Origin of the sequence: Sphingomonas sp. 3-13AW, from assembly GCF_049311085.1 — a bacterium.
Classification (GTDB): domain Bacteria; phylum Pseudomonadota; class Alphaproteobacteria; order Sphingomonadales; family Sphingomonadaceae; genus Sphingomonas.
In genome coordinates this window covers 32,980-43,583 of the sequence record NZ_JASNVZ010000030.1, presented here as the reverse complement: position 1 = coordinate 43,583, position 10,604 = coordinate 32,980, and the positions used below count along the sequence as shown (strand labels likewise).

Genomic DNA, 10,604 nt, shown 5'->3' with positions numbered 1-10,604 from the left:
CTCGATCGCCGCCCATGCCTCATCAGACAACCAGAACAGCGCCATCACGCACCTCCCTTGATCCACACCACCGGTGAATCAGGAAAGTCTCACTCCTTCAAGCCGCTGATTGGGTTTGGACCCTAGGCAACGCCATGTCCGCTCGGACGTGGCTTGATCTTGATGAGAAGGTCGCGCGTGGCGCGGGCCATCTTCGGCGCGGCCTTTACTGCCTGGATGCTTTCACGGCTGCGGTGCGGCGTCGCTCTCGAAAAGCGTGACCGCATTGCCGGTGCTGCCTGCAACCAGTGAATCCGGCGTGATGATGGCCGTGGTGCCCGGTTCCACGAGAGCCGCCAGTCGTTCGCGAAACGCCTCCGGCACGACGATCTTGGATTGACTGTCCAAGGAGGCTTCGCTGCCCGCGTCCTTGCGACCCGGCAAGCCGATGCGAAACCAATGCAGGCCGGTGGCATCCCTGGATCGAAGTGCATAGGCGGACGTGTCGCGGATGGGGGCAGTCACCTCGATCGGCGTCGACCCGATGATCACGCCCGAACGCAGCACGACCATCTTTCGATCCGCAGCGCTGACGATGATTGAGATGGGGCCGGTGGGCGAACGCTCCGGGGTCCACTCCGGCCTTCCCTGAACAACCGGCGTGCTCGTGCCCTTCTTCAGCAGCGCGGCGCGGGGGGCGACCCTGGGGAGGGCAGGCTGGTCGGTGACGACCACCGTCATGCCGCGATGCGTCTGTCCGAACAGCAGTTTCGCAAAGCCGGCGGGAAGTCGGATGCACCCGTGGGAAGCGGGGTAGCCGGGCAGCTTTCCGGCGTGGAGCGCAACGCCATCCCAGGTGAGCCGCTGCATGAACGGCATCGGCGCCGAATCGTACAGGTTCGACTTATGATGAACCTGCTTCTCAAGGATCGTGAAGACGCCGACCGGAGTCTCGTGACCGCGGCGGCCGGTCGACACCGTCGAGACCGCGATCGGCACGCCATTGCGGTACAGGATCGCCCTTTGCTTCGCGAGGCTCACGGCGAGTAGCAACGGGCCCTGAGGCGAAACCTCAGGCGCCCATAGGTACCCTCCCGGCGGGAGCCGGTTCACGGACTCGACGATGGAACCGCGTGGGAATGCGGACTGTCCTGCCGAGCCCGCGTGCGGCATTTGCACAAGGAGCAAAGCGGTGGCCGCGATCAGGATCCGCAACGGCGTTGGCCCTTCGTCAAGAGGATGCCCCGCCACCCTTTGGCGGGGCACATCAAGATCCGCATCTGTGTGCGCCGATTATCCCGGCTCCACCGGGATGCGCCGCTTGCCGTCCTCAGCGCTCTTGTCGCGGGTCACCGTGATCTTGAGCACGCCGTTTTTGGAATTGGCCTTGATGCTGTCCAGATCTGCGTCCGAGGGTAATGCAATATACCGCTCGAAACTGCCATAGGAGCGTTCCGAGAAGGTGAAGTCGCGATCCTTCTCTTCGCGCTCATCCTTCTTCTCGCCGGCTATTCGGATCATGCCGTCGACGACAGAAACGTCGACGTCTTTGGCATCGACGCCGGGTACTTCAGCGGTAAGTTGATATCCGTCTTCGGTTTCCCGCATGTCTACTGCGGGCGGCGAGACAGGGAGACGGAACTTGCCCATCTGCAACTGTTGCAGAAACTGAGGAACATCGTCGAACCAATGATCCACTTCATCCCGCAGTCGAGCGAGTGGCGCAAAGATCTGGACCCCGGGAGACTGACGCTTTTGATGGGGGAGTACAGCGAGATCGCGAGCCATGTTAACCTCCGGTCGTAGCACTGGGGGAGGCCTATCTCTCGTCGGAAATGGCTGGAATACGTATGTCCCCTACGACCGGGATTGGGGCGATCTCGGTGCTTTTGGCGCCGGCGCGCGGGCGGGCACCCGCTACGTGTCTGCGCAAAGTTTCAGCCGGAGTTGAGCAAGATGATGGTTTCAAACGGGGCTGTGATCATCAAGGACGGCCGCGCCGGAATTTCGCTTTTCATCCCTTCCGGCAAGTGACGTGCACATTGCGGCACTGACGTTCTCTGACCATCATTACGGGATGAAGTCGACACTCCGACGGGCGACCATCGCGGCATTTGCAGCAGGCCTGGCAAGCTGCACCACCGCGGCCGAACCGCCGCCGTTCCTCGTCGTCATTCCGGATCCGTCATGCACGCTCGAAGTGAACGGCCGCACCGTCTCGATGAACGAGTTGCGTTTCCTCGCCCAGGTCGAGAGGAAGTCTCGGAAGACTGCCCGTATCGTGTCTGGCTCTGAGCTTCCTTACCGATGCATCGGGGGCGTGATCTACACGCTGCAATCCGAGGGCTTTGAACTGGTGGACTTCCTGGGGAAAGGGCTGAAGAGGCGATAGCCGCATTCAACAGCACAACAGGGGCGGCGCGAAAACGCCACCCCTGTTGCGTGTCGATCGGCGCCGGCTCGTTGGAAGCCGGCGGCCCTATTACTTCTTGTCGGCGGTCTTCACCGCGTCCTTGATATCCTTGGCTCCGCCAAGGTTGTCGCCGGTGATCATGCCGGCCCCGGGGCCCGCCCCAAGATCCACTCCCGTCTCAGGGTTGCTCGTGGGATCGGATGCGGTTCGTGCGGCGAGCTTTTCCGCCACGGCGCGATCGGATGCCGAGAGCTTGACGGTGGCGTCACCGTCGCCGTCGTCGATGGGCATCGTTTCCGTAAGGTCGTCGATGCGCTCCCACTGATCGCCCGAGTTCCAGGGGCCGACCTCGTCCCCTTCGCCCTGCGACGTGTTCACATAGAGGTTCGAATATTTCTCGATGCCGGGCAGCTTTCCGGCCGGGAAATTATCCTCGATCGCATAAAGCGCCTTTTCGAAGGACTTCTGGTGGGCGACTTCGCGCGTCATCAGGAAGCCGAGCGCGTCCTTGATGCCGGGATCATCGGTGATGTTGATCAGCCGTTCATACACGATCTTCGCGCGTGCCTCTGCGGCGATGTTGGAGCGCAGATCGCAGGTCGGCTCGCCGCGGCTATCGACATAGGCAGCCGTCCAGGGAACACCGGACGAGTTGGTCAGCGACGGGCCGCCACCATAGAGCAGCGACTGGGTGTGGCTGTTGCCGCCGGCGGTCATCGAAAGATAGAGTTCGGCTTCCTTCATCGCACCCTCGGCAAGCTGTGCCTTGGCACCCTTGTTGAGCATGGCGACGATCGATCCGATCACCTCGAGATGGCTCAGCTCTTCGGTGGCGATATCGAGCAGAAGGTCCTTACGACCCGGGTCCACTTCGCCCAACCCTTGCGTGAAATAGCGCATCGCGGCGGCCAATTCTCCGTCCGCACCGCCGAACTGCTCGAGCATCAGGGAAGCAAGCACAGGATTGGGCTCGGAAACGCGCACCGTATATTGCAGGCGCTTGTTGTGCATGAACATAGAATGAGATCCTTCCGTCGTAACGACTTGATCTTTCAGCGCTTCACGACACGCGATCGTTCCACCTGAGAGTGACTCTCAGGGCTGGTCCGTGGCTCAGGCGGGATATTCGGGATAGAAGCGGAAGGAAGATCGTTCGGCCCCGGTAGATGAGGCAGGCGGACGACGACATGAGCTTTTCCCAGCAGGTAGCATTGGTGACCGGCGCAGGCTCCGGCATCGGCAAGGCGGCGGCCCTGCGCCTGGCGCGCGAAGGGTGCGCGGTGGGTGTGCTGACCCATACCGAGGAAGACGCCGAGCAGATCGCGCGAGAGATTGAGAGCAACGGCGGCCGCGCCCTGGCGTTGGTTGCGGATGTCTCGGACGAGGATCAGGTGAAGGCGGCGGTGGACGATCTGGTGCGCGCCTATGGGCGGCTCGACCATGTGTTTGCCAATGCCGGGATCAACGGCGTCTGGGCGCCAATCGACGAGCTTACGCCGGCCGAGTGGGACCGGACCATCAACACCAACCTGCGCGGCACTTACCTGACGCTCCACTATGCGGTCCCGCATCTGAAGCGGGCCGGGGCCGGTGCCATCGTCATCACCGCGTCGGTGAACGGCACCCGCATCTTCTCCAATGCCGGCGCCACCGCCTACAGCTGCACCAAGGCGGCGCAGGTCGCCATGACCCAGATGCTTGCGCTGGAGCTCGCCAAGTTCCGGATCCGTGTCAACGTGGTGTGCCCGGGCAAGATCGAGACCAACATCGAGGACAGCACCACCCACCGCGATCCCGAGGTTTCCGGGGAGCCGGTGGTGTTTCCGGAAGGCAAGATCCCGCTGACGGACGGCGACCCCGGCACCGCCGATCAGGTCGCGGATCTGGTGCTGTTCCTGCTCTCCGATCGCGCCCGGCACATCACCGGAACTCCCGTCTGGATCGACGGCGCCGAATCCCTGCTGGTGGGATAAGCGGCGGCATGGACGAACTTCCCGGAAGCTGGCTTGTCGAACTGTTCCTGCCAACCACCACCAACGACGGCACACCCTTTCCCCGCGAAGCCTTCGGCCGCGTGCGCGACGAGCTTCTCGAGGCGTTCGGCGGCGTCACGCTGTTCAGCCGAAACCCCGCGGAAGGCTTGTGGGCAGAGGGCGAGGGGGAAGGGGCTGCGCGCGATGAGGTCCTTACCGCGGAGGTGATGACGGACCGCGTCGATCCGCGCTGGTGGGCGGACTATCGCCGGGACCTGGAGGAGCGCTTCTCCCAGGAGGAGATCCTGATGCGCTGCTATCGCCTGTGGAAGCTGTAGCGGGCGACGAAGCGCCGCCGCTGCGCGTCGGCACGGCCGGCTGGGCCATCCCCCGCGACCTAGCGGCCGAACTGGCGGGTGAGGACTCCCACCTGCAGCGCTACGCGCGCGTGTTCGATGCCGCAGAGATCAACAGCAGCTTCCACCGACCCCATCGCCCCTCCACCTACGCCCGCTGGGCAGCAAGCGTGCCCCCGGGCTTTCGCTTCTCGGTGAAGCTGCCCAAGACCATCACCCACCAGCACAAGCTGGTCGGCTATGGTGGGCTGCTCGAAACCTTTGCCGAAGAGGTCGCGGGGCTGGGTGCCAGCCGCGGGCCGACGCTCGTGCAATTGCCGCCCAGCCTGGCGTTCGACGCGGCGGTCGCGGGACCTTTCTTCGCCGAGGTGATCCGGCTGCTCGGCGACGCCGTCGTCTGCGAGCCGCGCCATGCGAGCTGGTTCGAAGAAGCGGCCGACCGAATGCTGGTCGAGCATCGCATCGCACGCGTGGCCGCCGATCCCGCCCTCAGCTCGGCTGCGGCGGTGCCCGGTGGCTGGCCGGGGCTGGTCTATTACCGGCTGCACGGGTCTCCGGTAATCTATCGTTCTTCCTATGACGATGCCGCTCTGGCCCGCCAGCGCGAGGCAGTGGCGGCGTGCCACGCACGGGGCGTCGAGTGCTGGACGATCTTTGACAACACCGCCTCGGGTGCCGCCATGGCCAACGCTCTTCACCTGCGATCCGCCCTGCAGACGGCGACTGGCTGACAGCGGATCGTCCGCAACCAATTGGGATCCTTGGCGTTCCACCCGCTCCTCCCACTCGGCCGAGTGCGAGCATCGTCTTCGCGGCTGTCGCCGCACCTCCCTTTTCATGTGAGTGTCGATGCGTATCCTTGTTGCTGAGAGTGAGCCGCCCGCAGCGCGTGAGAAACGCCGGGAAAGCGTCGGGCGCAGTTCCGGGGAGACGTTCATCAAGCGTCTCGCCGCGCTTGCCCCGGCTGCCACCTGCGACCGGGTGAAGCCCGCGGATCGCGGCGCTGCGGTGCCCGACGCCGCGGGGATCGAAGGCTATGATGCCGTCTTCCTTACCGGTTCCCCGCTGCACCTCTATGAGGATACACCCGAGACACGGCGGGAGATCGACTTCATGCGCGCCGTATTCCGGTCGGGCACGCCGGCGTTCGGCTCCTGCGCGGGACTGCAGGTGGCGGCGGTCGCCGCGGGCGGCACCGTGCGATCGATGCGAGACCGCCGCGAGGCTGGCTTTGCCCGGCGCATCGCGCGGCGGCAGGCGGGCGAGGGGCATGCCCTGCTGGACGGGCGTCCGCCGTCCTTCGACGCGCCCGCCATCCACACAGACGAGGTGGAGGCACTGCCGCCCGGCGGCACGGTGCTGGCCTCCAACTCGGTCACGTGCGTGCAGGCGGCGGAAATCCGTTACGGCGGCGGCATCTTCTGGGGCGTGCAATATCATCCCGAAATCTCGTTGCGCGAAGTGGCGGCCGCGTTGCGCAGGCAGGCGGCGGACTTGATCGAGCATGGGCTGGCCCGCGATGAGACGGACGTCGAAGTCCATGCCGCTGCCGTCGATGCGCTGCATCGGGAGCCGGAACGGCGCGATCTGGCCTGGCGGCTCGGGCTCAACGAGCAGGTCGTCGATGATGATCAGCGCATGACGGAGCTGCGCAACTTCCTGACGCATCTGGTGTTGCCCACATGCTCGGCGCGCGGCCGGGCATGAGGCCGACCCGGCAAATCCCGATGAAGGGGAGCAACCGTGACCCAGGTTCCGCTTACCCACCCGTCGCCAACGCCGCTGGGCATGACTTCCGTGCTCCGGCGGAACATGCAGCGGATGCGGGAGCGCCGCGCTCAGGAAGAGGCGAACGCAAGCCTGTCGCAGCGGGTGTCGGACGCGATCACCAAATTCGCCGGCAGCATGACCTTCGTGCTGATCCACGCGGTCGCATACGGCACCTGGATCCTCGTGAACATCGGCCTGGTTCCCGGCATCACGCCGTTCGACCCGACGTTCGTGATGCTGGCAATGGAAGCCAGCGTGGAGGCGATCTTCCTCTCTACCTTCGTGCTGATCAGCCAGAACCGGATGATGGCCTCCGCGGCCCGGCAGGCGGACCTGGATCTGCAGATCAACCTGCTCGCGGAGCATGAACTGACGCGGCTGGTCGCGCTCGTCGATGCGGTCGCCAGGAAGTTGGGGGTCGAAGTACTGGCCGCGGAGGAGCTCGAAGAAATCAAAAGCGATGTTTCTCCAGAGGCGGTGCTGGACGGGCTCGACCAACTGGAAACGTGATCGCGCACCCGCCACGCCGAGCAACCCACCGAACGCAAAGGACCACCTATCTTGGCAATCCGAGCCATCTTGTTCGATATCGACGGAACGCTGGTAGACAGCAACGACCTGCACGTCCGCGCATGGGAGGAGGCGTTCGCCACCATCGGCGCGCACTTCGATCGCGCGACGATCCACGCGCAGATCGGCAAGGGCACCGACATGCTGGTGCCCACACTTATCCCGGACGCGGACGAGGGCCTTCAGGAGAGGCTCGGCGAAGCCCATGGCAAGGTCTTCAAGGGCAGGTTGATGGGGCAGGTGAAGCCCTTCCCGGGTGCCCATGATCTGCTGGTGCGCGTGCATGCGGCAGGGCAGGCGGTGGTGCTCGCCTCTTCCGCATCGGCGGCCGAGGTCGACCATTATCTGGACCTGCTGGGCGTACGGAACCTCGTCCATGCCACGACCAGTTCGGACGATGTCGAGCGGACCAAGCCCGCGCCGGATATCTTCGCGGCGGCGCTGGAAAAGGTCGCGCCGCTCGCGCCCGAGGAGGTGCTGGTGGTCGGCGATACGCCCTATGACGTCGAGGCGGCGGCACGGTGCCGGATCGGGACCGTGGCGCTTCGGTCCGGGAAGTTCCCGGATGCGGTGCTGCGCGCGGCCGGCGCCCTCGCGCTGTATAACGATGCCGCCGATCTGCTCGCGAACTATGATCGTTCACCTCTAAAAGGCTGATGCCGATGTCGGGCGACCCTGAAGACGATCCGCCCGACGAAGCGGAGCCGCTCGACGGCCTCTCCGAAGACGAAGTGGAGTCCGTCGACGAGCGGAAGTCCGGTTCGGCCAAGATCGTCCACGAAGTCATCCGGTTGCAGGGCGACGAGGAACTCGGCCGACCGCTGGTTTCGCTGCTCTGCTCGGGCTTCGCGGCGGGCGTCGCGATCAGCACGTCGATCCTGGCGGAGGCGTTTTTGCACGCGCGGCTGCCCCAAGCCCCCTGGACCGAGCTCGTGTCTTCATTCGGCTACTGCGTCGGCTTCGTGATCGTCATCATGGGCAATCTCCAGCTGTTTACGGAAAGCACCGTCACGGCAGTGCTGCCCGTCGCGACGCATCCCAGCTGGCGTAACCTGGGCCGGTTGCTCCGTCTGTGGGCCGTCGTATTCGCCGCGAACATGGCCGGCACGTTGTTCGTGGCCTTGCTGGTGTCGCGGCAGATCATCGTGCGCGGGCCGCAGCTCTCCGCGACGCTGGAAGTCGCGCGGTCGGTGTTGCAGCAAGGCCCTTTGACGACGATGTTCCTGGGGATGCCGGCCGGCTTCCTCGTCGCCTCGATCGCCTGGATCCAGCCGAACGCGCGGGGCAGCGAGTTCTGGGTGATCGTCCTGATCACCTATGTTATCGCACTAGGCGGCTTCAGCCACGTCGTCGCCGGCTCGGGAGAGGCCTGGCTGCTGTGGCTGCAGGGGGAGACCGACCTGTTCGGCGCGACCTGCCGCCTGATCCTGCCCTCGCTGATCGGCAACATCATCGGCGGCACCGGGCTGTTCGCCCTGCTCGCCCATGGTCAGGTTCGTCATGAACTTCAGGCCGACCCCGACGCCTGACGCCGCGCAGGGGAACCCCGGCCGTTGCCCACGCGTCTGCGCCCGATGCGATTTGCTTTCCCAGAGCGCATGGAATTCTCGTGGTCACGTCTGGCCGCAGCGGTGGTTCTGCTGCTGCTGCCGGTCCCTGCGCTTGCATGCACGCTGTGCCAGTCGGCACAGGCAGCCTCGATACGCGATCGGCTGATGGCGCCGGACCTGTGGTGGAACGCCTGCGCGATCATATTGCCGCTCTCGCTTTTGCTGGCCGTGGTGGCGCTGGTGCTGCGCGAGCCGGAAACTCCCGGAGCGGCGGAATGACCCGCCGTCCGCTGCTGTCCGCCGGCCTGGCGCTTGGCATGGGCATGGGCGGCTTCTTCGACGGGATCCTGTTCCACCAGATCCTGCAGTTCCACAACATGCTATCCGCACGCATCCCGAACACCGATTATGTCGGCGCGAAGGTCAACATGGTGTGGGACGGCGTCTTTCACGCCGGGGTGTGGGCGATCACCGCCCTTGGCATAGCGCTGCTCTGGCGCGCGGGGCGCCGCCCGGGTGCCAACCTTTCCGGCCGTTTGCTGGTGGGCGCGCTGCTGATCGGCTGGGGCCTGTTCAACCTGGTCGAGGGCGTGATCGACCATCATCTCCTGCACCTGCACCATGTTTATGAACCCATGGGGCTTTCGGCCTGGGACTGGCTGTTTCTCCTGTGGGGCGCGGGGATGCTGGGCGGCGGCTGGTGGCTCTGCCGGCGGAGCTAATTCTTGCCGAGGTGCGGAATATCGCGGGCGGGCGCAACACTTCGGGGTGGCCCGCGTTGCAAACCGGAACGATCAAGAACGCCGGCACGCGAAATGCACGGCGCAGAATGGAGAGCTTCACGATGCTGGCGATGAATTACCGCGGGCCGTTTCGGGTGCGCGCCGATGAGAAGCCGATGCCGGTGATCCTGCATCCCGAAGATGCGATCGTGCGGGTCACCCGCTCGTGCATTTGCGGTTCCGACCTCCACTTGTATCACGGCATGGTGCCGGACACGCGCGTCGGCATGACCTTTGGCCACGAGTTCTGCGGCGTCGTCGAACAGGTCGGGCCCGAGGTGCGCAACCTGAAGGTCGGGGACCATGTGCTGGTCCCGTTCAACATCGCCTGCGGCAAATGCCACTTCTGTCAGCAGGGCCTGTTCGGCAACTGTCACGAGTCCAACGCGCAGGCGACGGCCGTCGGCGGCATCTTTGGCTATTCGCACACGGCGGGCGGGTACGACGGTGGTCAGGCGCAATATGTCCGGGTCCCCTATGCAGATGTCGGCCCGACGGTGATCCCGGACTGGATGGACCATGACGATGCGGTGCTCCTCACCGACGTGGTACCGACCGGCTACCAGGCGGCGGAAATGGGCGGCATCACGCGTGGCGACACGGTCGTCGTGTTCGGGGCGGGGCCGGTCGGGCTGATGGCGGCGAAGTCCGCCTGGCTGTTCGGCGCCGGACGCGTGATCGTGATCGACTGCCAGCAATACCGGCTGGAGTTCGCGCAGAAGTTTGCGAATGCGGAGGTCTATAACTTCCGCGAGATCGACGACGTCGTCGTGTTCCTCAAGAAGCAGACCGACTCCCTGGGCGCCGATGTCTGCATCGACGCGGTGGGCGGGGACGCGTCGGGTAATGCCCCGCAGTGGCTGCTCGGCAACAAGCTCAAGCTGGAAGCCGGCAATGCGATTGCGCTGCATTGGGCGATCAACTCGGTGAAGAAGGGCGGGATCGTCTCGATCGTCGGCGTCTATGGCCCCACCGGCAACATCGTGCCCATCGGCAACGTCGTGAACAAGGGCATCACGATCCGCGCCAACCAGGCATCGGTGAAGCGGCTGCTCCCGCGCCTGATCGAACATATCAAGGAAGGGCGGATCAATCCCAAGGAGATGATTACCCACCGCATTCCGCTCGAGGATGTGGCGGACGCCTATCACATCTTCTCGGCCAAGCTCGACGGCTGCATCAAGCCCGTGCTCATCCCCAACGCTGCCTGA

Annotated in this window: 14 protein-coding genes; 11 read left to right on the top strand and 3 right to left on the bottom strand. The window is 64.9% G+C overall.

Annotation, left to right across the window (positions count from 1 at the left end):
* Positions 1 to 222: 222 nt before the first annotated feature.
* Together QP045_RS19550 and QP045_RS19545 are read right to left on the bottom strand one after the other, a co-directional pair.
* Positions 223 to 1,230: a L,D-transpeptidase gene (locus tag QP045_RS19550; protein ID WP_422516683.1), complete on the bottom strand. Its 1,008-nt coding sequence runs from the start codon at positions 1,228 to 1,230 to the stop codon at positions 223 to 225.
* A gap of 42 nt (positions 1,231 to 1,272) precedes the next feature.
* A complete protein-coding gene (locus QP045_RS19545; protein WP_422516682.1) occupies positions 1,273 to 1,767 on the bottom strand; it encodes an Hsp20/alpha crystallin family protein in 495 nt (164 codons plus the stop codon).
* Positions 1,768 to 2,056: 289 nt separating this feature from the next.
* Here QP045_RS19545 and QP045_RS19540 point away from each other — a divergent pair, with 289 nt between their 5' ends.
* A complete protein-coding gene (locus tag QP045_RS19540) occupies positions 2,057 to 2,371 on the top strand; it encodes a hypothetical protein (RefSeq protein WP_422516681.1) in 315 nt (104 codons plus the stop codon).
* A gap of 90 nt (positions 2,372 to 2,461) precedes the next feature.
* Here the strand turns inward: QP045_RS19540 and QP045_RS19535 are convergent, their stop codons facing one another.
* Positions 2,462 to 3,409, bottom strand: coding sequence for a manganese catalase family protein (locus QP045_RS19535; protein WP_422516680.1), 948 nt, complete (start codon positions 3,407 to 3,409; stop codon positions 2,462 to 2,464).
* A 170-nt stretch (positions 3,410 to 3,579) separates the two neighbouring features.
* Here QP045_RS19535 and QP045_RS19530 point away from each other — a divergent pair, with 170 nt between their 5' ends.
* The 10 genes from QP045_RS19530 (at position 3,580) to QP045_RS19485 (ending at position 10,604) form a co-directional block, all read left to right on the top strand.
* Positions 3,580 to 4,365: an SDR family oxidoreductase gene (locus tag QP045_RS19530; RefSeq protein ID WP_422516679.1), complete on the top strand. Its 786-nt coding sequence runs from the start codon at positions 3,580 to 3,582 to the stop codon at positions 4,363 to 4,365.
* 8 nt (positions 4,366 to 4,373) lie between these two features.
* Complete coding sequence (locus QP045_RS19525; protein ID WP_422516678.1) at positions 4,374 to 4,703, top strand: hypothetical protein; 330 nt, start codon at positions 4,374 to 4,376, stop codon at positions 4,701 to 4,703.
* Positions 4,691 to 5,452 carry a DUF72 domain-containing protein gene (locus tag QP045_RS19520; protein ID WP_422516677.1) on the top strand — a complete coding sequence of 254 codons (762 nt, stop codon included), beginning with the start codon at positions 4,691 to 4,693 and terminating at the stop codon, positions 5,450 to 5,452. The genes QP045_RS19525 and QP045_RS19520 overlap by 13 nt, the downstream gene beginning before the upstream one ends.
* Before the next feature lie 118 nt (positions 5,453 to 5,570).
* Positions 5,571 to 6,428 carry a type 1 glutamine amidotransferase gene (locus QP045_RS19515; RefSeq protein WP_422516676.1) on the top strand — a complete coding sequence of 286 codons (858 nt, stop codon included), beginning with the start codon at positions 5,571 to 5,573 and terminating at the stop codon, positions 6,426 to 6,428.
* A gap of 36 nt (positions 6,429 to 6,464) precedes the next feature.
* Positions 6,465 to 7,001 carry a DUF1003 domain-containing protein gene (locus QP045_RS19510; RefSeq protein ID WP_422516675.1) on the top strand — a complete coding sequence of 179 codons (537 nt, stop codon included), beginning with the start codon at positions 6,465 to 6,467 and terminating at the stop codon, positions 6,999 to 7,001.
* A gap of 51 nt (positions 7,002 to 7,052) precedes the next feature.
* Positions 7,053 to 7,718 carry an HAD family hydrolase gene (locus QP045_RS19505; protein ID WP_422516674.1) on the top strand — a complete coding sequence of 222 codons (666 nt, stop codon included), beginning with the start codon at positions 7,053 to 7,055 and terminating at the stop codon, positions 7,716 to 7,718.
* A gap of 5 nt (positions 7,719 to 7,723) precedes the next feature.
* Positions 7,724 to 8,590 (top strand): formate/nitrite transporter family protein, encoded by an 867-nt coding sequence (locus tag QP045_RS19500; RefSeq protein WP_422516673.1) that lies wholly within the window; start codon positions 7,724 to 7,726, stop codon positions 8,588 to 8,590.
* 69 nt (positions 8,591 to 8,659) lie between these two features.
* Positions 8,660 to 8,890, top strand: coding sequence for a hypothetical protein (locus QP045_RS19495; protein ID WP_422516672.1), 231 nt, complete (start codon positions 8,660 to 8,662; stop codon positions 8,888 to 8,890).
* On the top strand, positions 8,887 to 9,333 hold the full coding sequence (locus tag QP045_RS19490) for a DUF2243 domain-containing protein (RefSeq protein WP_422516671.1): 447 nt from the start codon (positions 8,887 to 8,889) through the stop codon (positions 9,331 to 9,333). Before QP045_RS19495 ends, QP045_RS19490 begins: the two co-directional genes overlap by 4 nt.
* Before the next feature lie 122 nt (positions 9,334 to 9,455).
* Positions 9,456 to 10,604 carry a zinc-dependent alcohol dehydrogenase gene (locus QP045_RS19485; protein WP_422516670.1) on the top strand — a complete coding sequence of 383 codons (1,149 nt, stop codon included), beginning with the start codon at positions 9,456 to 9,458 and terminating at the stop codon, positions 10,602 to 10,604.

What these genes read in the sequence shown, in the direction of transcription:
- QP045_RS19540 (WP_422516681.1), top strand. Translation starts at nt 2,057, where the DNA reads ATGAAGTCGACACTCCGACGGGCGACCATCGCGGCATTTGCAGCAGGC.
- QP045_RS19500 (WP_422516673.1), top strand. Translation starts at nt 7,724, where the DNA reads ATGTCGGGCGACCCTGAAGACGATCCGCCCGACGAAGCGGAGCCGCTC.
- QP045_RS19535 (WP_422516680.1), bottom strand. Translation starts at nt 3,409, where the DNA reads ATGTTCATGCACAACAAGCGCCTGCAATATACGGTGCGCGTTTCCGAG.
- QP045_RS19515 (WP_422516676.1), top strand. Translation starts at nt 5,571, where the DNA reads ATGCGTATCCTTGTTGCTGAGAGTGAGCCGCCCGCAGCGCGTGAGAAA.
- QP045_RS19485 (WP_422516670.1), top strand. Translation starts at nt 9,456, where the DNA reads ATGCTGGCGATGAATTACCGCGGGCCGTTTCGGGTGCGCGCCGATGAG.
- QP045_RS19530 (WP_422516679.1), top strand. Translation starts at nt 3,580, where the DNA reads ATGAGCTTTTCCCAGCAGGTAGCATTGGTGACCGGCGCAGGCTCCGGC.
- QP045_RS19490 (WP_422516671.1), top strand. Translation starts at nt 8,887, where the DNA reads ATGACCCGCCGTCCGCTGCTGTCCGCCGGCCTGGCGCTTGGCATGGGC.
- QP045_RS19525 (WP_422516678.1), top strand. Translation starts at nt 4,374, where the DNA reads ATGGACGAACTTCCCGGAAGCTGGCTTGTCGAACTGTTCCTGCCAACC.
- QP045_RS19495 (WP_422516672.1), top strand. Translation starts at nt 8,660, where the DNA reads ATGGAATTCTCGTGGTCACGTCTGGCCGCAGCGGTGGTTCTGCTGCTG.
- QP045_RS19545 (WP_422516682.1), bottom strand. Translation starts at nt 1,767, where the DNA reads ATGGCTCGCGATCTCGCTGTACTCCCCCATCAAAAGCGTCAGTCTCCC.